The organism is Streptomyces sp. CA-111067, from assembly GCF_050956065.1.
Taxonomy (GTDB): domain Bacteria; phylum Actinomycetota; class Actinomycetes; order Streptomycetales; family Streptomycetaceae; genus Actinacidiphila.
This window is the reverse complement of the sequence record NZ_CP192103.1, coordinates 830,709-854,711: the sequence shown is the minus strand read 5'-3', so window position 1 is coordinate 854,711 and position 24,003 is coordinate 830,709. Positions and strand designations below refer to the sequence as shown.

The following is a 24,003-nucleotide window of genomic DNA, read 5'->3' as shown; positions in this document are numbered from 1 at the left end:
CGGGCCTGCACGACATCGGGGCGGTAGCCTCGTACGTTCGGATAATGCTGACAAATCATCAGAATTCCATCCGGCGGGCGCGACCGCGCCCGGTGGCCGGAGCGGCGCTGATGGGCGCCGCCCTGCTGGTGGCCGGCGCGGCGCTGCTCCTCCCGGGCGCCGGCTCCGCCGCCCAGGCCGCGCCCGCTCCCAACGGCTCGGTGCTGCTCGACGAGACGTTCACCGGCACCTCGATCGCCGACCCGGGCTTCATGCCGCTCGACTCGGTGTGCCTGACCGGCGCGGACGGGCCGCCGCCGGCCGGCGCCTCCACCACCGGGCCGTGCACCGGCCCGGACCAGACCACTCCGCATGTGCCGACACCCGGTGAGACACCCGGATGGCTGCAGCTCACCGACGGCGCCAACTACCGGGTCGGCGGCATCGTCTACAACCGGCAACTGCCCGGCAACGGCGGCCTCCAGGTGGAGTTCAAGCAGTACCAGTACGGCGGCAACGGCGCCGACGGCATCGGCTTCTTCCTGGTGGACGGCTCCTACGACCTCACCGGGACGGGCGCCGACGGCGGCTCGCTCGGCTACGCGCAGCGCAACCTGGTCCCCGGGGTGGCCGGCGGCTACCTGGGCGTCGGCCTGGACGCCTACGGCAACTTCGCCAACGACGAGGAGCAGCGCGGCAACGGCTGCGCCGCAGGGCAGCGGTCGCCCGTCACCAGCGGACTGCCGGTCACCGACACCGTCACCCTGCGCGGCCCCGGCAACGACCTCACCGGCTACTGCTTCCTCGACTCCACCATCACGCCCGACAGCTCCGACGTGGGCTTCACCAGCACGCTGCCCGGCAGCCTGCGCGACTCCGGCACCACCCCGGACAACGCCGAGCGCACCGTCAGGGTGACGGTGAGCCCGGACGCGAAACCGCTGGTCACCGTGGAGATCGACTTCGCGGACGGCAAGGGCTACCAGACCGTGCTGTCCCACCAGATGACCGAGCCTGCGCCGCCGACGTACAAGTTCGGCTTCTCCGGCTCCACCGGCGGCCTGATCGACACCCACCTGATCCGCGGCCTGCACGCCGCCTCGGTGAACTCGCTCAACCAGCTCAACCTGGTCAAGACGCTGGACTACCCGGGCGGGGTGGCACCGGGCACCCTGCACCCCGGCGACACCGTGCCCTACCGGTTCCTGGTGACGAACACCGGCAACACCGAGCTCACCGGCGTCACCGTCACCGACCCGGAGATCCAGGACATCCAGTGCCCGCGGACGACACTGGGCCCGATGGGCACCCCGACCGCCTCCATGGAGTGCACCGGCACCCACGTGCTGACCGTGGCCGACACCTACACCGGCACGTTCACCAACACCGCCACCGCGCACGGGACCGGCACGACGGGAGCGATCGACTCCAACGAGTCCACCGCGTCCGTCCCGGTGGAGGCGAACCCGCCGCATCTGAAGATCGGCAAGACGGCCACGCCGTCCACCGTCCAGCCGGGTGACAAGGTCTCGTACACGCTGACCGCGAAGAACACCGGCACCGACCCGATCGCCCCGGCAGACCTGACCGACGACCTGGCCGGGGTGGTGGACGACGCCGGCTACAACGGCGATGTGCACGCGACCACCGGCACCGCGACGGTGAGCGGCAGCACCCTGGAGTGGCAGGGCGACCTCGATCCCGGCCAGACGGTCACGATCACCTACTCCGTCACCGTGACCGACCCGGACTACGCCGACGGCACCCTGATGAACACCGCCACCAGCTCCATCCCCGGCACCAAGTGCACCACCAGTAAGGACGGCTCGCTGCCGTGCACCACCGTGGTGACCGTGAACATGCCGACCCCCACGCCGACCCCCACCCCCACGGAGACCGGCACCCCGACCCCCACCCCCACCTCCACGACGACCCCGACCGTCACCCCGCCCAGCGGCGGCACCGGCACCACACCGCCGGTGACGACCACCCCCGGGCACGGCCACCAGGGCGGTCTCGCCGACACCGGCACCAGCCCGTGGGTCTTCGCCGCCACCGGACTGGCCTGCCTGTGCGTGGCAGGCGGCGTCCTGTTGTGGACCGCCGCCCGGCGCGGACGGCACTGACCGCGCGGAGACGCTGAACCCGCCGCCGCGCCGAGCCGCGGCGGCACCCCCGGCCGGCCCGGCTCCGCCCTGTCGCGGAGCCGGGCCGGCCGGGGCACGATGGACCGCGGGACCGCATGGCCGGCCGCGGTCCGGGTACCCGCCCCGGGATGGAGGCGGGACCGGCACCGGAAGGAGACCCCCATGCCCATCGCCACCGTGAACCCCGCGACCGGCGAGACCCTGCGGACGTTCGACCCGCTCGGCCCGGCGGAGATCGAGGAGCGCGTCGCCCGCGCGGAGAGCGCCTTCCGCGCCTACCGCGGCACCGACTTCGCCTCCCGGGCCGCGCTGCTCGGCGCCGCCGCCGACCTGCTCGACAAGGAGCGGGACGAGATCGCCCGGGTGATGACCACCGAGATGGGCAAGACCCTCACCGCGGCCCGCGCCGAGGCCGCCAAGTGCGCCAAGGCGATGCGCTGGTACGCCGGCCGTGCCGAGGGACTGCTCGCCGACGAGCACCCCGACCCGGCCGACGTGAAGGACAGCGGCGCCGAGGCCGCCTACGTGCGCTACCGCCCGCTGGGCGTGGTGCTGGCCGTGATGCCGTGGAACTTCCCGCTCTGGCAGGTCGTCAGGTTCGCCGCGCCGGCCCTGATGGCCGGCAACACCGGGCTGCTCAAGCACGCCTCCAACGTGCCGCAGACCGCGCTCTACCTCGGTGACCTCTTCCACCGCGCGGGCTTCCCCGAGGGCTGCTTCCAGACCCTGCTGGTCGGCTCCGGCGCCGTCGAGGACCTGCTGCGCGACCCGCGGATCGCCGCCGCCACCCTGACCGGCAGCGAGGGCGCCGGGCGTTCGGTGGCCGCGGTGGCCGGCGACGAGGTCAAGAAGACGGTGCTCGAACTCGGCGGCAGCGACCCGTACATCGTGATGCCGTCGGCCGCGGCCGAACTCGACCGGGCGGTGTCGACCGCGGTGACCGCCCGGGTGCAGAACAACGGCCAGTCCTGCATCGCCGCCAAGCGCTTCATCGTGCACGAGGACGTCTACGAGGACTTCGCCGGGCGCTTCAGCCGCGCGATGGGCGCGCTGCGGGTCGGCGACCCGCTGGACGAGAGCACCGACGTCGGCCCGATCGCCACCGAGCAGGGCCGCGCCGACCTGGAGGAACTGGTCCAGGACGCGGTGTCCCAGGGCGCCGAGGCGCTGTGCGGCGGCCGCCGCCCCGAGGCGCTGCCGGCCGGCTGGTTCTACCAGCCGACCGTACTGGCCGGAGTCACACCGGAGATGCGGATCCACCGCGAGGAGGCGTTCGGTCCGGTCGCCACCCTCTACCGGGTGCCCGACCTGGACTCGGCCGTGGCGGTCGCCAACGACTCGCCGTTCGGGCTGAGTTCCAACGTGTGGACCCGCGACGAGCAGGAGCAGGCGCGCTTCGTGCGCGACCTGGAGGCGGGCGGGGTGTTCTTCAACGGGATGACCGCCTCGCACCCGGCGCTGCCCTTCGGCGGGGTCAAGCGGTCCGGCTACGGGCGCGAGCTGTCCGAGCACGGCATCCGCGAGTTCTGCAACGTGACCACCGTGTGGTTCGGCGGCTCCTGAGCCCCGGCAGGCACGGACCGGCCCCGGAATGCGCCTGCCTCCCCGCGCTGAGCCGTCATCAGCGGCGGGGAGGCAGACTCCTGAAGGGCACGCGGGACGGGGTGTGCTGAACCACCCGGCCCGCGCGCCGGCTAGCGGGCGCCGCTCGGCGCCGGGCCCGTCAGGTGACCGTCCAGACGAAGTTGGCGGTGTCCGACGCGCCGCGGCCGTCGGACGCCGTGACGCTCACCGTGCTGCTCCCGGACGCCGTCGGCGATCCGGAGATCACCCCGGACCGGCTGATGGACAGGCCCTTGGGCAGGCCGGTCGCGGTGAACACCAGGTCGTCCCCGGCCGCCGAACTGCGCGCGGTCACCGGCAGGGTGACCGCGGTGCGCGCCGGGCTGCTCATGCCCTGCGGGTTGGCCACGGTGACGCTCGCGGCCTGGGTGGCCGCGGCTCCCACCGTCTTCGCGCTCATCGCGGTGGCCACGTTGAGCGTTCCGGTCAGCGGCAGGTTGCGTGACGAGTCGCCCACCATGATCTGGTAACCGCCCGCGGCCGTCGTCCAGTTGCTGCCGGTGGTGTTCCAGTACGCCAGGTCGTGCGCGGTCACCGGGAAGGTCACCTTCGCACTCGCGCCCGGCTGCAGGTCCACCCGCTGGAACCCCTTGAGCTGCTTGGCGGGTTCCCCGGTCGAGGCCGGGTCGCCCACGTACAGCTGGGCGATCTCGGCGCCGGCCCGGCTGCCGGTGTTGGTGACGGTCGCGCTGACCGAGGCGTTGCCGCTGCCGTCGAGACCGCTCACCTGGAGCCCGGAGAAGGAGAACGAGGTGTACGACAGGCCGAACCCGAACGGGAACAGCGGCGCGATGTTCTGCGCGTCGTACCACCGGTAGCCGACCTTCAGCCCCTCGCTGTACTGCACGTTGCCCTGCCCCGGCCACTGGGCCGTGGTGTGCGCGGGCACGTCGTTGAGCGAGGCGGGGAAGGTCACCGGCAGCTTGCCCGACGGGTTGACGTCGCCGAACAGCAGCGCCGCCAGCGAGTTGCCGACCTCCTGGCCCGCGTACCACTCCTCGACGACGCCCTTGACCTGGCCGAGCCACGGCATGGTCACCGCGGAGCCGGTGTTGAGCACCACGATGGTGTTCGGGTTGGCCGCGGCCACCTGCTGCACCAGCGTGTTCTGGCTGCCCGGCAGGTCGATGTTGGCCTGGTCGGTGCCCTCGTTCTCGCCGTAGCCGACGCAGACGACCGCCACGCTCGCCGAACGCGCCGCGTTGACCGCCGCGTTCACGTCCGTGCCGTCGTTGTACGTCACCGACGCCCCGGTGCCGGCCCGCTTCTTGATCGCGTCGATCGGCGCGATCGTGCCCGAGCTGGTCGAGGTGGCGCTGCCGCCGCCGACGCTGCGCACGCCCGCGCCGCCGTCAGGCCCGATCACCGCGATCGAGCTCGCGTCGGCACCGGACAGCGGCAGCACGTTGCCGCTGTTCTTCAGCAGCACCGAGCCCTGCTCGGCGACCTGCCGCGCGGTGGTCTGGTGCGCGGCGCTGGTGACCACCGAGTCGCGGTTGCCTGTCTTGTGCTTCTCGAAGATGCCGAAGGTGAACATCTGGGTGAGCACCCGGGTCACCATCGTGTCCAGGGTGGCCTGGCTGACCGAGCCGTTGGCGACCGCCTGCGCCAGGAAGTCGGCGTAGAAGTAGCCGCCGGGCATCTCCACCGTCATGCCGTTGTTGGCCGCGTCCACCGTGGAGTGCGCGCCGCCCCAGTCGCTGGTGACGAAGCCGTTGAAGCCCGCCTCCTGGTAGAGGCCCTTCTTCAGCAGGTCCGCGTTCTGGCACGCGTACACGCCGTTGACGGTGGAGTACGCGCACATCACCGACGCCGACGCGCCCTTGCTGACCGCCGCCTGGAAGGCCGGCAGGTAGATCTCGTGCAGGGTGCGCTGGTCGACGATCGCGTTGTCGGCCGGCCCGTTGCGGTTGGTCTCCTGGTTGTAGACCGCCACGTGCTTGGCCTGCGCCATCACGCCCTGGCTCTGGATGCCCTGGATGCTGGCCGTGGCCATCTGGGCGCTCAGGTACGGGTCCTCGCTGTACGTCTCGAAGGCCCGGCCCCAGCGCGGGTCGCGGACGATGTTCATCGTCGGGCCGAGCGCCACGTCCACGCCCTTGCCGGCGAACTCGTTGCCGGCCACCGTGCCGTACTGCTTCTGCAGCCCGGTGTCCCAGGTCGCCGCGGACGACACCGCGGACGGCAGCTGGGTCACCCCGCCGAAGCCGTCGCCGACTCCGCTGGGCCCGTCGTGGAAGCCCATCGCCGGGATGCACAGCGACGCGATCGCGTCGGTGTCGCCGATGTACGGGGACGCCTGGCCGTTGCCGTGCAGCATCGTCAGCTTCTGCGCCTGCGTCATGTGCGACAGCACCTGCGCCACCCGGTCGGCGACCGGCGCGGTCGAACCCACCCACGGGCAGACGCCGTTGCCGCCGTCACCGCCGGTGCCGCCGCCGGGCGGCTCGGTCGTCCCGCCGCCGGGCGAGAGCACCTGCACCTCCCACAGCGAGTAGCCCCACTGGGTGGCCCGCTGCGTGCCGTAGACCCGCACGTAGCGCGCGTGCGCGGTGAAGTCGTGCGTCTCCACACCGCCGGTGCCGGCCGTGGTGGAGTAGCCGGTCGCCCAGGTGGTGCCGTTGTCACTGGTCTGGATCTGGAACGCCTTGCCGTACGCGGCCTCCCAGTTGAGGGTCACCCCGCAGATGTCCTGCGAGGAGCCCAGGTCGACCTGGATCCACTGCGGGTCGGTCGCCGCGGACGACCAGCGGGTGCCGGTGTTGCCGTCGAAGGCCGCCGAGGCCGGGAAGGTGCCGTCGTCCTGGGTGGACGACGCGGTGGCCGGACGGCCGGTCGCCGCACCGGAGTTGCCGCAGGCGCTCGGCGTGGTGCCGCCGCCCGACGAGCCGCCGTAGACCTGGAACTCCCACAGCGAGTAGCCGTACGGGGTGGCGCGGGCGGTGCCGTACATCCGCACGTAGCGGCCGGTGCCGGTGACGTTCAGCGTCTGGGTGCCGCCGGTGCCCGCGGTGGTGGAGTAGATGTCGGTCCAGGAGCTGCCGTCGGCCGACGTCTGGAGCTTGAAGGACTTGGCGTAGGCCGGCTCCCAGGTCAGCACGACCTTGGACACCGTCTGGCTGCTCCCGAGGTCGACCTGCACCCACTGCGGGTCGCTGAAGGCGCTCGACCAGCGGGTGCCGGGGTCGCCGTCGAAGGCGGCCGATGCCGGGGTGCCGGCGTTCTCGGTGGAGGAGGCGGTGGCCGGCTTGCCCTGCGAGAGCAGGGCGTCGGCGGCCTTGGCCGGGGACTGGGTGACCACCAGCGCGAGCGCGGCGACCAGGACGAAGCCGACCAGCGCGGCCAGCCGGGAGCGGGCGGAGTCCATCCGCCTTCTGCGGAAGGGGGGAGTGTTCCCGTGCGATTGCAGCATGTAAGACGCCTCTCCGGGCGGCGTCCCGGCCGCCCGCGTCAGAGGTGGTGGGGGTGGGGGCGGCCGCCCGGGCCCCGGAGTGATCCGGGACCCGGGCGGCCGGTGGGGGCCTGTCGGCCGCTGCTGCCGCTACTGCGACACGCGTACGTAGTCGACGAGCATCTTCTGCGGGAAGACGGAGGTGGCGTCCGGAGCACCGGGCCAGTCACCGCCCACCGCGTTGTTGAGGATGATGTAGAACGGGTGGTCGTACACCCACGGGCCGCGGGTGGACTCCACGGTCGCCTTGTCCGCGGTGAAGAACGCCTTGCCGTCCACCGAGAACGTCATGTGGCTGGAGTCCCAGTCCACGGCGTAGGTGTGGAAGTCGCTTGCGAAGTCGCTGCCGGCCACCGTGTACGGCTGGCCGTAGCCGTTGCCGCCGTTGTAGGCGGGGGCGTGCAGGGTGGAGTACACCGAGTCCGGGACCTTGCCGACGTGCTCCATGATGTCGATCTCACCGCTGGCGGGCCACGGCGTGCCGGTCTTGAAGTTCGAGCCCAGCATCCAGAACGCGGGCCACAGGCCCTGCGTGCCGCTCACCTTGATCCGGGCCTCGACGTGCCCGTAGGTGAAGTTGAAGTGGTCCGAGGTGTTGATCCGCCCCGAGGTGTACTGGTGGCCCTCGACGTTCTCCTTCCTTGCCTCGATGACCAGGTCGCCGTTGCCGTCCATGGTGGTGTTGTCACCGTTGGTGTAGTACTCCAGCTCGCCGTTCTGGCCGCCGCCGGTGTCCTGGGTCCACTTGGAGGTGTCCGGCTTGGTGCCCGCGGCGCCGTTGAACTCGTCGCTCCACACCAGGTGTTCGGGGTTGCCGGGGTTCGGCGGCAGGGCCGGCGGCGGGGTCGGGTTGCCGCCGGTGCCGTACACGTCGAAGGTGTACAGCGAGTAGCCGTAGCCGTTGCTGCGCGCGGTGCCGTACATCCGCACGTAGCGGCCGTTGCCGTCCACGTTCAGGGTCTCCTTGAAGCCCTTGCCGGTGGTGGTGGAGTAGATGCTCGTCCAGTTGTTGCCGTCGGGCGAGGTCTGGATCTGGTAGGCCGTGGCGTAGGCCGGGTCCCACTGGAGGACGACCTGGGTGATGTGCGCGGTCGCGCCCAGGTCGACCGAGATCCAGCCCGGGTCCACCCAGCCGTTGCTGTCGCTGGTGGCCCAGCGGGTGGCCGGGTCCTCGTCGAACGCCTTGGCCGCGGTGCAGCCGGTGCAGCTGTTGGCGTCCTGGTAGGTCGAGGCGGTCGCGGGCTTGTTGTACGACAGCAGGACGGCGCCGTCGGCGGGCGGCGTGGTGCCGGTGCCGCCGTTGTCGCCGCCGCCGGTGGTGGTCCCGCCGTTGCCGCCGCTGCCACCGGTGAAGACCTGGAACTCCCAGAGCGAGTAGCCGTACTGGGTGGCCCGCTGGGTGCCGTTCATCCGGACGTAGCGGCCGGAGCCGGTGAGCGTGATCAGCTCGGTGGCGCCGGGGCCGGTGGTGGTGGAGTAGACGGTGTTCCAGGTCGTGCCGTTGTCACTGGTCTGGATCTGGTACGCCTTGCCGTACGCGGTCTCCCAGCTCAGCTGGACCCCGCAGATGCTCTGCGTGCTGCCCAGGTCGATCTGGATCCACTGCGGGTCGGACGCGGCGCTCGACCAGCGGGTGCCGTTGTTGCCGTCCACCGCGGCCGAGGCGGGCGTGCCGCCGTTCTCGGTGGACGAGGCCGTGGCGGTCTTGTTCAGCGCCGCGTTGGTGGTGCTGCACGCCGCGTTGCCGGTGCCGGTGGAGCCGAAGACCTGGAACTCCCAGAGCGAGACGCCGTACTGGGTCGCGCGCTGGGTCGTGTAGATACGGACATAGCGCCCGGAACCGTTTACGGTAAGCGTCTGCTTGCCGCCAGGACCGGTCGTGGTGGAGTAGATGTCCGTCCAGGCCGTGCCGTTGGCCGACGTCTGGATCTTGAACGCCTTGGCGTACGCCGTCTCCCAGTTCAGCGCAACCGAGGTGATGTTCTGGGTCGCGCCCAGGTCCACCTGGAGCCACTGCGGGTCGGCGGCGGCACTGGACCACCGGGTGCCGTCGTTGCCGTCGACCGCCGCGGAGGCCGGGGTGCCGGCGTTCTCGGTGGACGAGGCGGTGACGGCCTTGCCCTGCGAGAGCAGGGTGTCGGCGGCCTTGGCGGGGGACTGGGTGGCCACGAGGGCGAAGGTCGCGATGACGGCCGCGACGAACGCGAGGACGAGCGAGCGGGGGAATCGTCTCGATGGTGCGTGGGGGGTTGCGTGGGGGGTGCCGGTCACGGCGTCTCCTGTGCTGGTCGCCGGAAGAGAGAGCGCTCTCTGGTTGCCAGCGATGATTACGGTCCTGTTGCTGACACGTCAAGAAATTGAACGGGATTCGATGGCACGGAAACCGTCCCGTGAAACATGGCTCAGACCTTTGAAGGAATTTTGAACTCCTTGCCCTGATAGGCGAGTTATGCGATTCGGCGCTGTGTCCAAGAGCTTGACGCGAGCGGCCGGCGCCGGTCGGCGGCCAGGTGCACCCGTCCGGACCCGCCGCGCCGCACCCGGATCGGGCGGTGATCGAACCTAGGCTGTGCCGGAACCAGTGAGATCGCCGACAGCGGGAAAGGGCACCGGATGCCCGATGTTCCAGAGCCCATGGTCAAGCTCGTCCGGTGGTCAGCTGAGCCGGCCGCCGCGCAGATCCTGCGGTCCGCCGCGGCGTCCGTCATCGCCTATGTCGTCGCGGTGTGGCTGCTGCCGAACCCCGCGCCGCTGACCGCGCCGCTCACCGCGCTGCTGGTCGTCCAGGTGACGCTGTACTCCACCCTCACCACCGGGATCAGCCGGGTCAACGCGGTGGTCGCCGGCGTGCTGATCGCCATCGGCTTCAGCGTGCTGGTCGGCCTGAGCTGGTGGAGCCTGGGCCTGATCATCCTGACCTCGCTGCTGATCGGACGGTTCGTGCGGGCCGGCGAGTTCGAGATCGAGGTGGCGATCAGCGCGATGCTGGTCCTCGGGGTGACCCGGGTGGCCAACACCGCCTGGGACCGGATCTGGGAGACGCTGATCGGGGCCGGCGTCGGGCTGCTGTTCAACCTGCTGGCGCCGCCGGTCTGGGTGCAGCCGGCCGGCGACTCGATCGAGTCGATGGCCCGCCGGATGGGCGGGCTGTTCCGGGACATCGGCGGCGAGCTGGCCGGCCACCTCCCGGTGGAGCGGGCCGCCGCCCGGCTGCACGAGGCGCGCCGGGTGGACCACGCCATCGCGGAGGTGGACGAATCGCTGCGGCAGGCCGAGGACAGCCTGCGCTGGAACCCCCGGGTGAAGGAGGGGGCGCTGTCCCGGGTGGTGCTGCGGACCGGCCTCGACACCCTGGAGATCTGCGCGGTGGTGATCCGGGTGCTCTCCAGGACGCTGACCGACCTGGCCGCCCACCGCACCGACGAGCCGCTGTTCCCCGAGTACGTGGCCGTGGAGCTTGAGCAGCTGTTCGACCATGTGGCCAACGCCATCCAGAACTTCGCGGTGCTGATCACCACCCAGGTCGCCAGCAACGCCGAGGACGCCGAGGACCGGCTGACCCGGGCGCTGTCCGACGCGGGGGAGAGCCGGGACCGCACCGCCGACCTGCTGCTGGCCCAGGTCCAGAGCCATCCGCGGCAGTGGCAGCTGTACGGGGCGCTGCTGGCCGAGGTGGACCGGATCCTGGACGAGCTCGCGGTCGAGAAGCGCTCCGGTCGGCTGGTGGAGGAGCTCGACCGCTACACCCGCGAGGCGACCGACCGGCACCCGAGGCTGCAGATGCTCAAGCGCCGGCTCAGCGCGGCGGGCGCCGGGGCCGGCGAGCGGATCGTGGACGGCATCAAGCGCGGACGGTGAGCGTGCCCTTCGGCGGGGTGCCGGCCGGTCAGGGCGGGGCCTTCCGCGGGGTGCCGGCCGGTCAGGACGGGGACTCCTGCCCGGTGCTCTCCGCCGGCTCCTGCTGCCGGCCGTACCAGTCCATGCAGACCACCAGCGCGTCGTCGTCGGCCTCCTGCCCCCGGTAGTCGGGGAGTTGCCGCAGGATCGACGCGGGAACGTCGGCGGCCGGCAGCAGGCCGGTGCCGGCCAGCGCCCGGGCCAGCGCCCGGTCGCCGTAGGCGGCGCCGGCCGGGGAGGCGGTGTCGTAGACGCCGTCGCTGGCGAACACCAGCCGGTCGCCGGGCAGTACCTGGAACTCCTCCGTCACATAGAGGGTCTCCTCGAACATGCCCAGCGGCAGCTGCGCCTCGAAGCCGACCTGGTCGATCGCTTTGCCGCGGCGGCGCCACAGCCGCGGCGACCCGGCGTCCACCACCTGCACCACGCCGGTGGCCAGGTCGAAGCTGAGCAGCAGCGTGGCCACATGGGCGGCGCCCCGGTAGCGCGACCAGACCGCCTGGTCGGCCAGCGCGGCCTGGTCGGCGAGCCCGACGCCGGCCCGCCGGGCGTTGCGCAGCGCGTTGACGGCCAGGCTGGTCAGCAGGGCCGCGTCGATGTCCTCGCCCATGCCGTTGGTGATCGTCAGCGACAGGGTGCTCTCGGTGGCGGACCAGTCGAAGTTGTCGCCGCGGATGGCGTACGCGGGCTCCAGGCCGGCCCCGAGGGCGTACTCGGGACGGGTGAAGGCCCGGCCCGGCAGCAGCTGCCACTGCATCTCGGCGGCCAGTGTGAGCCGGGTGACCCGCCGGGCGACGAGGTAGCGGTCGGTGTCCCGCTCGGCGACGACCATCTCGTGGCCCAGCAGCTTGGCCGCGTCGGCCAGTTCCGCGGTGGCCTCCGCGGTGCACCGCTCCACCGGCAGCCGGACGCTGAGCACCCCGAGGCGGTCGCCGTGCACGGTCACCGGCAGGTGCAGATCGACCGGGCCCGGCGCCTGGTCCTGGTCCGACACCGGCTGCTGGCTGCCGAAGGCGCGTCCCTGCCGGCTGCTGTGCACGGCGAGCGAGTGGGTCCACGGCGGGTCGGCGTCCACCGCCTGCAGCACGCTCAGGCTGTAGTCGGCGACGAACAGGTCGACCGAGAGCGCCCCGTAGTGCTCGGCGAGCACGGAGCGGGCGACATCGAGCAGCGCGTACGGTGCGGCGGCGCGCAGTGCGCGTTCGACGGCCGGGTAGTTCGTCACGGGCGGTGCAGCCTTTGCGTGTCGTCGGGCGGAACAGGTCTGAACAGGTCGGAACAGGTCGGAAAAGGTAAGAAGTGGTGGGAACAGGCAGGGGCGCGGCGGGGAACGGATCGGAACGGATCAGGACAGTGCGGCAACGGTGCCGGGCCGGAACGCGGTCGCGCCGCCCCCGGCGGTGCGGGCTGGCAATGGGCTGTCCCGGGTGACACAGTGGCCGGATGCCGCACATCGTCCCCCCGCACCGTCCTGAGCAGGCCGCTCAGGACGCCGGCGCTGTGTCGGAGCTGCTTGACGTGCTCTGGGGACGCGGCCAGGAGGCGGTACCCGGCGGTCCGCTGTCACCGTCGCAGGTGCGGGCGCTTTTCGCGATCGAGCAGTACGAGGGCGCCAACCTCCGGACGCTGGGCGACGCGCTGGGCTCGCTCCCGTCGTCGGTGAGCCGGCTGTGCGACCGCCTCGAAGCGGTCGGCCTGGTGAGCCGGCTGCCGAGCAGCACCAGCCGCCGCGAGGTGGAGCTGCGGCTGACCAGGGCGGGGCAGAGCGCACTCGCGGAGTTCCGCGACTTCCGGTCCCGCGAGGTCAGGGCGGTGCTGGCCAGGATGGCGCCGCGCGAGCTGGCCGCGCTCGCCGAGGGCCTGGCGGCCTTCCGCCGCGCCGCCGCGCTGGCGGCCCGGCCGGCCGGACTCGCCGCCGAACACGTCCAGCGGGCGGCGGACTCCGCCTAGCCGCACTCCGCTCAGCCGTGTCACCTGCCGCACCCTTCCGTCGTCGTCGCCCGCACCGGTCCGGCACAGAGTAGCCCCGGTACGGCCCGGCGGGTTTTGAGCCGCTCTGACCGGATCGGCACGGTGCCGCCGGCGGCGCACCCCGACTTCCTTTGCACGGGCATGAATCGTTGCCTTCCGAGGCATGGACGCCGCCGTAGCGCGTCTGTAACACTCTGCCAACACGGCCGCAAAATATGAGCAGAACAACGATGGATCTGCATAGGAACAGCGCAACTTCACATGCACAACCCCGCACGTTTCGTATAGCCCGTTCTCTGATCCTCCGGGACCCCCACGACATAGAGGGACGCTATGAGATCGATGCGCACCATCCCGCGGCTGACGGCGGGGGTGATCGCGGCCAGCCTCGCCTTCCTCGGCGTACAGGCGCTGCCCGCGGCCTCCTCCGCCACGGCCGCTCCGGCGACCGGCAAGGCGGCCTCGGCCAGTAGTGCAGGCGGCGGCGCCTCCGCGGCCAATCTCAACGACGGCAACCAGAACTCCTACTGGCAGAGCGCCGGCGGCAGCCTGCCGCAGTGGGCGCAGCTGGACCTGGGCAAGAACACCCGGATCGACCAGGTGCAGCTGAAGGTGCCGGCCTCCTGGAGCGCCCGCAGCGAGACGCTCTCGCTGCAGGCCAGCCAGGACGGCCAGAGCTTCGAGACGCTGAAGAGCTCGGCGGCCTACTCGTTCAAGCCGTCCGCGGGCAACACGGTGAAGATCTCCTTCCCCGCCTCGCTCGCCAGGTACGTGCGGGCGAGCGTGACCGCCAACTCGGCGGCCAAGACCGCCCAGCTGTCCGAGTTCAGCGTCCAGGCCGCGCCGCTCGCGACGACCAACCTCGCCGCGAACCGGCCGACCCTGGACTCCGGCCACGCCGACGTCTACACCTCGGGCAACGCGGTCGACGGCAACGCGAACTCCTACTGGGAGAGCGCCAACAACGCCTTCCCGCAGACCCTGCGGGTGGACCTGGGCAGCGCGGTGCCGGTCAACCAGGTGGTGCTGAAGCTGCCGCCGGCCACGGCGTGGGCGACCCGCACCCAGACGCTGGCCGTGCAGGGCAGCAACGACGGCAACACCTTCTCCGACATCGTCGCGTCGAAGGGCTACGTCTTCAACCCGTCCTCGGCGAACACCGTGACCATCAGCTTCAACACGGTCACCACCCGGTACGTCCGGCTGAACATCACCGGCAACACCGGCTGGCCCGCGGGCCAGATCTCCGAGTTCGAGGTGTACGGGCCGACCACCGGTGACGTGACCGCGCCGAGCGCGCCGGCCAACCTCGCCTACACCCAGCCCGCCTCCGGCCAGATCAAGCTGACCTGGTCCGCGGCCACCGACGACACCGGTGTCACCGGCTACGACGTCTACGCCAACGGCGTGCTGCGCACCTCGGTGGCCGGCAACGTGCTGACGTACACCGACAACCAGCCCGACACCGCGACGGTCACCTACACCGTCAAGGCCAAGGACGCGGCGGGCAACCAGTCGCCGGCCAGCAACAGCGTGACCCGCACCGGCACCTCGGGCGACACGCAGGCGCCGAGCGCGCCCGGCAACCTCGCCTACACCCAGCCCGGTTCCGGCCAGATCAAGCTGACCTGGTCCGCCGCCAGCGACAACACCGCGGTCACCGGCTACCAGATCTACGCCAACGGCACCCAGGTCGGCACCACCGCGGCCAACGTGCTGACGTACACCGACAGCCAGCCGGACAGCGCCACCGTGGCCTACTACGTGCGGGCCAAGGACGCGGCGGGCAACCAGTCGGGCAACAGCAACACCGTGACCCGCAACGGCACCACCCCGCCCACCGGCGGCACCAACCAGGCGGTCGGCAAGCCGATCACCGCGTCCTCGACCGTGCAGACCTTCGTCGCGGCCAACGCGAACGACGACAGCACGTCCACCTACTGGGAGGGCAGCGGCTACCCGTCCACGCTGACCGTCTCGCTGGGTGCCAACGTGGACACCAGCTCGGTGGTGGTCAAGCTCAACCCCGACGGCTCGTGGGGCAACCGCACCCAGACCATCGCGGTCTCCGGCCGGGAGCAGAGCTCGAGCACCTTCACCCAGCTCTCGCCCGCGACGGCGTACAACTTCAGCCCGACCACCGGCAACGCGATCACCATCCCGGTCACCGGCCGGGTCGCCGACGTGCGGCTGACGTTCACCTCCAACACCGGGGCGGGCGGCGGCCAGGTGGCCGAGTTCCAGGTCATCGGCGTGCCGGGGCCGAACCCCGACCTGACCGTCAGCAGCCTGACCGCGTCCCCCGCGGCGCCGGTCGAGACCGACCCGATCACGCTCAGCACGACGGTGAAGAACATCGGCACCAACGCCTCACCGGCGAGCAGCGTCAACCTGTACCTCGGCACCACCAAGGTCGGCACCGCCGCGGTCGGCGCGCTGGCCGCCGGTGCGAGCAGCACCGTGACGGCCAACATCGGCGCCAAGGACGCGGGCAGCTACCAGCTGACCGCGAAGGTGGACGAGGCCAACACGGTCGTCGAGCAGAACGAGACCAACAACAGCTACACCAACCCGACCGCCCTGGTGGTCAAGCCGGTTGACACCTCCGACCTGGTGGCCGCCCCGGTCTCCTGGTCGCCGGGCAACCCGTCGGCCGGCAACAACGTCAACTTCACGGTCGCGGTCAAGAACCAGGGCACGGTCGCCTCGGCGGGCGGCGCGCACGGCATCACGCTGTCGATCCTGGACGCCACGAGCGGCAGCGTGATCAAGACGCTCACCGGCACCTACACCGGGGCGCTCGCTCCGGGGGCCACCGGCGCGCCGGTCAGCCTGGGCAGCTGGACCGCGGTGAACGGCAAGTACACCGTCCGCACCGTGATCGCGGTGGACGCCAACGAGGTCTCCACCAAGCAGGCCAACAACACCAGCAACCTGTCCTTCTTCGTGGGCCGCGGCGCCAACATGCCGTACGACTCCTACGAGGCCGAGGACGGCGTGCTCGGCGGCGGCGCCACCATCCTCGGGCCGAACCGCACCATCGGCGACCCGGCCGGTGAGGCGTCCGGCCGCAAGGCCGTGCACCTGGCGGCCAACGGCGCTTCGGTCTCCTTCACCACCCGCGCCAGCACCAACACGCTGGTCACCCGGTACAACGTCCCGGACGGCACCGACTCCACGACGCTGAACATCTACGTCGACGGGACGCTGCTGAAGACCATCAGCCTCACCTCGAAGTACGCCTGGCTGTACGGCGACGAGGCAAGCCCGGGCAACTCGCCGGGATCCGGCGGCCCGCGGCACATCTACGACGAGGCCAACGTGATGCTCGGGACCACCGTCCCGGCCGGCCACACCATCAAGTTGGAGAAGGACTCGGCCAACACGGCGGCCTACTACAACATCGACTACATCAACCTGGAGCAGGCGACCGCGGTCGCCAACCCGGACCCGACCAAGTACGTGGTCCCGGCCGGCTTCACCCAGCAGGACGTGCAGAACGCGCTGGACACCGCCCGGCAGGACACCACCAAGCTCGGTGTCTACCTGCCCGCTGGTGACTACTCCACCTCCAACAAGATGACCGTCTACGGGCGGGCGATCAAGGTGGTCGGCGCCGGACCCTGGTTCACCAGGTTCTCCACCCCGCAGGCCCAGGAGAACACCGACGGCGGCTTCTCGCTGCAGTCGGGTGCCGGCGGCTCCTCCTTCTCCGGCTTCTCCTTCTTCGGCAACTACACCAGCCGGATCGACGGCCCCGGCAAGGTCTTCGACATCACCGGCATGGCCAACCTGACCATCGACAACATCTGGGTCGAGCACACGATCTGCGGTGTGTGGGGCACGGACGTCGACAACTCGACGTTCACCAACCTGCGGATCCGCGACACCTTCGCCGACGGCATCAACCTCACCAACGGCAGCACCGGCAACCTGGTCAGCAACGACGAGGCCCGGTCCACCGGTGACGACAGCTTCGCGCTGTTCCCCGCCACCGACCACAGCTCGGACCAGGAGACCAACAACACCTTCCAGAACCTCAGCGTGCAGACCACGTGGCGCGCGGCGGGCCTGGCGGTCTACGGCGGCGGCGGCAACAAGTTCACCAACCTCTACATCGCCGACACGCTGACCTACTCCGGCATCACCATCGGCTCGCTGCAGTTCGGCGGGATCCCGGCCCTCGGGTTCGAGTCCTCGCCGACGACCACGTTCGACAACATCTCGCTGGCCAGAGACGGCGGCCACTTCTGGGGCGGCCAGACCTTCCCGGGGATGTGGGTCTACTCCGCGGAGTTCAAGCTCCAGGGGCTGCGGATCAGCAACGTGGACATCACCGACCCGACGTACTCCGGGATCATGTTCCAGACCAAGTGGAACGGCAGCACCTCGCTCAACCCGATCACCGACACCGTCTTCACCAACATCAGCATCAGCGGTGCGCAGAAGAGCGGTGACGCCTACGACGCCAAGTCGGGCTTCGGTATCTGGGCCAACCCGCAGCCGGAAGCGGGCCAGGGTCCGGCGGTCGGCTCGGTGACGTTCAACGGGCTGCACGAGAGCAACAACGCGGTGGACATTCAGAACACCGCGCCCAACTTCACCATCACCGTCAACAACTAGCCCCACTTCCGGAGGACATGAACCAACAGAAGTGAACTAGTGCCTGGGGTGTGTCCGCGTTCGGTTACTGAACGCGGACACACCCTGCGGTGTGTCTGGAGGGCAACTCGCGCGAACCTGCCTTCAGTTGCCGAACGCGGGGGGTTGACGGGGCATTGGTCTAGTCCTACCGTCACCGGTGCGCCGTCAGTCACGTCGGCGTCCCCGGTTCATTCACCTGAATCGCAGGTGGACGGCCGGGCTCGGCTGCCCGTACCGGAAGGCCCTCCCCCCATGAAAAGACCGTCCCTGAAACTGAAGGCGCTCGGCTCGCTGATCGCCGTTCCCGCCCTGGCCGGCGGGATGCTGCTGGCGGCCGGCGGCACGGCCCAGGCCGCCGCCAACCCCGGCCCCGGATTCCCGGCGCACTACGCCGCCCCCTACGCCGAGGTCTGGAACTCCCCGTCCGCGCTCACCACGGTCAAGAACGCCACCGGGCTGAAGTACTTCACCCTGGCGTTCGTCATCGACGGCGGCGGCTGCAACGCCACCTTCAACGGTGACACCTCGATCACCGACGGCAGTTGGACGTCGGCCATCAACAGCCTGCGGGCCGGCGGCGGCGACGTCATCGCGTCCTTCGGCGGCGCCTCGGGCAGCGAGGAGGCACTCGCCTGTACGTCGGTGTCGTCCCTGGAGGCCCAGTACAAGCGGGTCATCGACGGGTTGAACCTGACCCGGCTCGACTTCGACATCGAAGGCAGCGCGCTGAGCAACACCGCCGCCAACGACCGGCGCAACACCGCGCTGGCCGACCTGCAGAGCCAGTACGCCGCCCAGGGCAAGCGGCTGGACGTCGACTACACCCTCCCGGTCAACCCCACCGGCCTGGAGTCCAACGGCCTGAGCCTGCTGAACAACGCCAAGAGCCACGGCGTGAACGTCAACCTCGTCAACATCATGACGATGGACTACGGCGGCGCGATGGACATGGGCAACGCGGCCATCTCCGCGGCCAACGCCCTGCACGGCCAGCTCGGCCAGATCTGGAACACCAAGTCCTCCGCGCAGCTGTGGGCGATGGAGGGCAACACCCCGATGATCGGGGTCAACGACAGCTCGGTCGAGGTGTTCTCGACCTCGGACGCCACCGACGTGGCGAACTTCGCCAAGACCAACGGCATACAGGAGCTGTCCTTCTGGGCCCTGGGCCGTGACAAGGCCTGCTCCAGCAACGGCGGTTCCGCGCAGTCCGGGTGCAGCGGCACCTCGCAGTCGCCGTGGCAGTTCTCCAGCATCTTCAACGGCATCACCGGAGGCGGCGGCACCACCCCGCCGCCGCCCACCGGCGGCACCGGCCCGATCAACTCCGCCTACGCCAACAAGTGCGTGGACGTGGCCGGGGCCTCCAGCGCCAACGGCGCCGCCGTGCAGCTCTACGACTGCAACGGCACCACCGCGCAGAGCTGGACGGTCGGCTCGGACGGCACGCTGAAGGCGCTGGGCAAGTGCATGGACGTCACCGCCGCGGGCACCGCCAACGGCACGAAGGTGGACCTGTACGACTGCAACGGCACCGGCTCCCAGGTGTGGCAGAAGTCCGGCAGCACCCTGGTCAACCCGCAGTCCGGCAAGTGCCTCGACGCCACCGGGCCCAGCTCGGCCAACGGCACCCGGCTGCAGATCTGGACCTGCGCCGGCGGCACCAACCAGCAGTACACTCTGCCCGCCTGAGCATCTGACGCGAGCAGCGGACGAGCAGCCGGTCCCGGGCGGGGAGTGAGACCTCCGCCCGGGACCGGCGTTTTCCGCCCTCCGCCGCTCAGCGATCCGGGGAAGAATGTCTCCACCGCGTACCGAGCGGACCCGAGCACCGAGTGGGGAGCCCCCGATGAACTCAAGCCACCTGCTGGCCGACGCCTTCGACCGGGTCAGGGAGGAGGTGCACGGCGCCGTGGACGGTCTGACCGAGGCCGAGCTCGCCGACCGCGCGGACGACGAGGCCAACTCCGTCGGCTGGCTGGTCTGGCACCTGACCCGGGTGCAGGACGACCACGTCACCGGAGTGGCGGGCGGCGAGCAGGTCTGGACCTCCCAGGGCTGGCACGACCGCTTCGGCCTGCCCTTCCCGGCCGGCGCCACCGGCTACGGCGACGGGCCCGACGAGGTGGCCGCCGTCCGGGCCGGCGCGGAGCTGCTGACCGGCTACTTCGACGCGGTGCACCAGCGGACCCTGGACTACGTCCGCGACCTGGCGGACGCCGACCTGGACAAGGTGGTGGACGAGCGCTGGGACCCGCCGGTGACGCTCGGAGTCCGGCTGGTCAGCGTGATCTCCGACGACCTCCAGCACGCCGGTCAGGCCGCCTTCCTGCGGGGGCTGCTGCTGCGCCGGCGGTGATCCCGCGCGCCCCGCCGCACTCCCTGGCCGCCCTGCCGAGCCCGATAATGCGATGATAGAGTTACTTAACCTAAGTTAAGTAACTGCTCACGGGTGGGGTGTGACCGTCCCTATGGCGACCGAAGACGCGACGACACGAGTTCCGCAGCGGCGACCACCGCGCATAGCGGCCGACCATCCGCACTACAAGTGGGTGGCGCTGTCCAACACCACCCTCGGCATGCTCATCGCGACCATCAACTCCTCGATCGTGCTGATCTCGCTGCCCGCGATCTTCAACGGCATCCGGCTCAACCCGCTGGAGCCCGGCAACGTCAGCTACCTGCTGTGGATGCTGATGGGCTACATGCTGGTCACCGCGGTCCTGGTGGTCACCCTCGGCCGGCTCGGCGACATCCTCGGCCGGGTCAAGATCTACAACGCCGGCTTCCTGATCTTCACCATCACCTCGATCATCCTGTCCGTCGACCCGATGCACGGCGGCGGGGGAGCGCTGTGGCTGATCGGCTGGCGGGTCGCCCAGGCGGTCGGCGGCTCGATGCTGATGGCCAACTCCGCGGCGATCATCACCGACGCCTTCCCGGCCAGGCAGCGCGGCATGGCGCTCGGCGTCAACATGGTGGCCGGCATCGCGGGCTCGTTCATCGGCCTGGTGCTGGGCGGCCTGCTCGCCGAGTGGAACTGGCGCTCCATCTTCTGGGTGAACGTGCCGATCGGCCTGATCGGCACCGTGTGGGCCTACCGCTCGCTGCACGAGACCGGCGTGCGCCGCCCGGCGAAGATCGACTGGTGGGGCAACGTCACCTTCGCCGTCGGCCTCACCGCGCTGCTGGCCGGCATCACCTACGGCATCCAGCCCTACGGCGGTCACACCATGGGCTGGACCAACCCCTGGGTGCTGGCCGGCCTGATCGGCGGCGTCGCCGTCCTGGTGGCCTTCTGCCTGATCGAGGCGCGGGTCGCCGAGCCGATGTTCCCGCTCAAGCTGTTCCGCAACGTGGCCTTCGCCGGCGGCAACGCGGCCACCCTGCTCGGCTCGATCGCCCGCGGCGGCCTGCAGTTCATGCTGATCATCTGGCTGCAGGGCATCTGGCTGCCGCTGCACGGCTACAACTACGCCGACACCCCGCTGTGGGCCGGCATCTTCCTGCTGCCGCTGACCGTCGGCTTCCTGCTCGCCGGGCCGATCGCCGGCTACCTGTCCGACCGGTACGGCGCCCGGCTGTTCGCGGCGGCCGGCTTCGTGGTGATGGCCGCCTCGTTCCTCGGGCTGCTGCTGATCCCGACCGACTTCAACTACCTGGTCTTCGCCTTCCTGGTGTTCCTCAACGGCGTCGGCGGCGGCCTCTTCGCCGCGCCCAACACCTCCATCATCATGGCCAGCGTGCCCGCCGAGGCCCGCGGCGCCGCCTCCGGCATGCGGGCCACCTTCCAGAACGCCGGCATGGTGCTGTCCATCGGCGTGTTCTTCTCGCTGATGGTGGCCGGCCTCGCCAGGTCGCTGCCCGACACGCTCAGCTCCGGCCTGGTCGCCCAGGGCGTCCCGGCGGCCAACGCGCACCAGATCGCCGGGCTGCCACCGGTCGGCACGCTCTTCGCCGCGTTCCTCGGCTACAACCCGATCCAGCAGCTGCTCGGCCCCGACCTGCTCGGCAAGCTCCCGGCGGCCAACGTGCACACCCTCACCGGCCGCGAGTTCTTCCCGCACCTGATCTCCGGGCCCTTCCACGACGGCCTGGAGATCGTGTTCGGGCTGGCCATCGTGATGTCCCTGATCGCGGCTGCCGCATCATTGATCCGTAGCCGGGCGGACCGCGCGGCCACGCGGGACTGACCCCGCACACCACCGAGGAAGGGCGCCCCGCCATGACCGACGACCACGGCCGCAGGGCGCCCTCAGCATCCGGCGGGCCGTCCGCGGCACCTGACCCGGCGGACGTGGCCCGGCTGCGCCTGGTGCTCGCCCGGCTCTACCGGCAGATGGCCCAGGCCTCGGGCGGCGACAGGGAACTCACCTTCTCGCAGATCTCCGCGCTGGCCAGGACCGACCAGTACGGCCCGCTGCGGATCGGCGAGCTGGCCGCGCACGAGCAGGTCGCCGCGCCGTCGCTGACCCGTACCGTGCAGCCGCTGGCCGCCGCCGGGCTGATCCGCAAGGAGCCCGACCCGTCCGACGGCAGGTCCTCGCTGGTCAGCATCACCCCCGCGGGACGCGAACTGCTCGGCGAGGTCCGCAGGGAGCGCTCCGAGCTGCTCTCCCGCCGGCTGTCCCGGCTCACCCCTGAGCAGCTCGACACGCTGCTGGCCGCGCTGCCGGTGCTCGAACTGCTCCAGTACGAGCCCAAGGACGAGGCCGTGGCCGCCACCGGTCAGGGCTGACCGGGCTCCGCCGCCGTCCCGCGGTGCCGGCCCGGCTCCAGCGGCGGCGCCGTCACCCCGCAGTGCGCCAGGCACTCCGGTTTCGCCCTCGGCCCGGCGGCCGGGTCCTCCTGGAGCGCTCCCGACGGCACCAGCAGCGCCGCCAGCAGCCCGGCGACCACACACAGCCCCGCGCAGATCACCATCGACTTGCCGAAGGCGCTGTCCATCGCGTGCGGCGAGCGGTACGCCTTGTCGGACAGGCCGACGGCCAGCGGCAGCGCGGCCACCACCAGCAGCTGCGCGACCCGGGCCGCCGCGTTGTTGACGCCGCTCGCCACCCCGGCGTGGTCGACCTCGACCGACGCCAGCACGGTGGCCGTCAGCGGCGCCACGAACAGGCTCATCCCCAGACCCTGCACCACCACCGCGGGCAGTACGTCCACCCAGTACGACGTCGAGTCCGGCGAGACCCGGGTGAGCAGCAGCAGCCCGGCCGCGGCGATCAGCGGCCCGGCCGTCAGCGGCCAGCGCGGCCCGATCCGCTGCGCCAGGGCGCCGGCCGGCGCCGAGAGCAGCAGCATCAGCAGGGTGACCGGCAGCGTGGCGATCCCGGCCCGCAGCGCGCTGTAGCCGGCCGCGATCTGCAACTGCACCGGCAGGACGAAGAACACCCCGCCGATGGCCGCGTACAGACACAGCGTCACCAGGTTCATCGAGGTGAACAGCTTGGACGAGAAGATCGTCAGCGGCAGCATCGGATGTTTCCTGCGCTGCTCCAACCGGACGAAGGCGGCCCCGCACAGCACGCCGGCGACCGCGGGCACCGCCACCGTCAGCACGGTCGGATTCCCGGACGCGGTGATCAGCGCGTAGGTGACCCCGGCCAGGCAGAGCGCGGCGAGTGCCGCGCCGCCCACGTCGAACGAGCCCGAGGCGGTGTGGTCCCGGCTCTCCGGCACGTACCGGACCGCGACCGCCACCACCACGGCCGCGATCGGCAGGTTGATCAGGAAGATCCACCGCCAGCCCGGGCCGTCCACCAGATAGCCGCCGAGGAACGGGCCGACCGCGCCGGCCACCCCGCCGAGTCCGGACCAGGCGCCGACCGCCTTCGCCCGGTCCTCGCGCCGGAACGAGGACTGCACCAGCGCCAGCGAACCCGGTGTCAGCAGCGCCCCGCCGACGCCCTGGAGGGCGCGGGCCGCGATCAGCACCCCGCTGTTGGGCGCGGCCCCGCACATCGCGGACGCCAGCGCGAACCAGACCACCCCGATCACGAAGACCTTGCGCCGCCCGTACCGGTCGCCGAGGCCGCCGCCCAGCAGGATCAGCCCGGCCAGCGTCAGCAGGTAGCCGTTCACCGTCCACTGGAGCGCGGACAGCGGGGCGTTCAGGCTCTCGCCGATGTGCGGGAGCGCGATGTTGACGATCGTGCCGTCCAGCATCGCCATCCCGGAGCCGAGCACCGAGCAGGCCAGCACCCACCGGCCGGTGGCCGAGGAGAGGGGCACTCCGTCGGAGGAGGGCTGAGCAGCGGTGGTCATGTCCGCCACCCTAGGGCCTCTACCGGC

At 71.1% G+C, this 24,003-nt stretch carries 13 protein-coding genes; 9 read left to right on the top strand and 4 right to left on the bottom strand.

Annotation, left to right across the window (positions count from 1 at the left end; genetic code table 11):
* Positions 1 to 44 precede the first annotated feature (44 nt).
* Positions 45 to 2,105, top strand: a complete 2,061-nt coding sequence (locus ACQPW6_RS03720) for a DUF7507 domain-containing protein (RefSeq protein ID WP_433888074.1) — start codon at positions 45 to 47, stop codon at positions 2,103 to 2,105.
* Positions 2,106 to 2,288: 183 nt separating this feature from the next.
* A complete protein-coding gene (locus tag ACQPW6_RS03715; RefSeq protein WP_433888073.1) occupies positions 2,289 to 3,689 on the top strand; it encodes an NADP-dependent succinic semialdehyde dehydrogenase in 1,401 nt (466 codons plus the stop codon).
* A gap of 160 nt (positions 3,690 to 3,849) precedes the next feature.
* Here ACQPW6_RS03715 and ACQPW6_RS03710 read toward each other — a convergent pair whose 3' ends face one another.
* The gene (locus tag ACQPW6_RS03710; RefSeq protein ID WP_433888072.1) at positions 3,850 to 7,116 is read right to left on the bottom strand and encodes a glycoside hydrolase family 3 C-terminal domain-containing protein; all 3,267 of its coding nucleotides are present in this window, start codon (positions 7,114 to 7,116) and stop codon (positions 3,850 to 3,852) included.
* A gap of 174 nt (positions 7,117 to 7,290) precedes the next feature.
* Entirely contained in the window at positions 7,291 to 9,387 is a 2,097-nt protein-coding gene (locus ACQPW6_RS03705; RefSeq protein ID WP_433894410.1) for a discoidin domain-containing protein, read from the bottom strand.
* Between the two features lie 426 nt (positions 9,388 to 9,813).
* Between ACQPW6_RS03705 and ACQPW6_RS03700 the strand changes: the two genes are divergently transcribed.
* Positions 9,814 to 11,058 carry an FUSC family protein gene (locus ACQPW6_RS03700; protein ID WP_433888071.1) on the top strand — a complete coding sequence of 415 codons (1,245 nt, stop codon included), beginning with the start codon at positions 9,814 to 9,816 and terminating at the stop codon, positions 11,056 to 11,058.
* Between the two features lie 61 nt (positions 11,059 to 11,119).
* Here the strand turns inward: ACQPW6_RS03700 and ACQPW6_RS03695 are convergent, their stop codons facing one another.
* Positions 11,120 to 12,322, bottom strand: coding sequence for a PP2C family protein-serine/threonine phosphatase (locus ACQPW6_RS03695; RefSeq protein WP_433888070.1), 1,203 nt, complete (start codon positions 12,320 to 12,322; stop codon positions 11,120 to 11,122).
* 218 nt (positions 12,323 to 12,540) lie between these two features.
* On the opposite strand from ACQPW6_RS03695, the gene ACQPW6_RS03690 reads away from it, so the two are divergent.
* The 6 genes from ACQPW6_RS03690 to ACQPW6_RS03665 all read left to right on the top strand — a co-directional run bounded on the left by ACQPW6_RS03690 (position 12,541) and on the right by ACQPW6_RS03665 (position 22,450).
* Positions 12,541 to 13,047, top strand: a complete 507-nt coding sequence (locus ACQPW6_RS03690) for a MarR family transcriptional regulator (RefSeq protein WP_433888069.1) — start codon at positions 12,541 to 12,543, stop codon at positions 13,045 to 13,047.
* Positions 13,048 to 13,401: 354 nt separating this feature from the next.
* Positions 13,402 to 17,691 (top strand): discoidin domain-containing protein, encoded by a 4,290-nt coding sequence (locus tag ACQPW6_RS03685; RefSeq protein WP_433888068.1) that lies wholly within the window; start codon positions 13,402 to 13,404, stop codon positions 17,689 to 17,691.
* Positions 17,692 to 17,964: 273 nt separating this feature from the next.
* On the top strand, positions 17,965 to 19,404 hold the full coding sequence (locus tag ACQPW6_RS03680; protein ID WP_433888067.1) for a ricin-type beta-trefoil lectin domain protein: 1,440 nt from the start codon (positions 17,965 to 17,967) through the stop codon (positions 19,402 to 19,404).
* A 157-nt stretch (positions 19,405 to 19,561) separates the two neighbouring features.
* Positions 19,562 to 20,071, top strand: a complete 510-nt coding sequence (locus tag ACQPW6_RS03675; protein WP_433888066.1) for a mycothiol transferase — start codon at positions 19,562 to 19,564, stop codon at positions 20,069 to 20,071.
* 112 nt (positions 20,072 to 20,183) lie between these two features.
* Positions 20,184 to 21,905, top strand: coding sequence for an MFS transporter (locus ACQPW6_RS03670; protein ID WP_433888065.1), 1,722 nt, complete (start codon positions 20,184 to 20,186; stop codon positions 21,903 to 21,905).
* A gap of 32 nt (positions 21,906 to 21,937) precedes the next feature.
* Positions 21,938 to 22,450 carry a MarR family winged helix-turn-helix transcriptional regulator gene (locus tag ACQPW6_RS03665; protein ID WP_433888064.1) on the top strand — a complete coding sequence of 171 codons (513 nt, stop codon included), beginning with the start codon at positions 21,938 to 21,940 and terminating at the stop codon, positions 22,448 to 22,450.
* Here the strand turns inward: ACQPW6_RS03665 and ACQPW6_RS03660 are convergent.
* On the bottom strand, positions 22,441 to 23,976 hold the full coding sequence (locus ACQPW6_RS03660; RefSeq protein WP_433888063.1) for an MFS transporter: 1,536 nt from the start codon (positions 23,974 to 23,976) through the stop codon (positions 22,441 to 22,443). The genes ACQPW6_RS03665 and ACQPW6_RS03660 overlap by 10 nt on opposite strands.
* Positions 23,977 to 24,003: the final 27 nt, after the last annotated feature.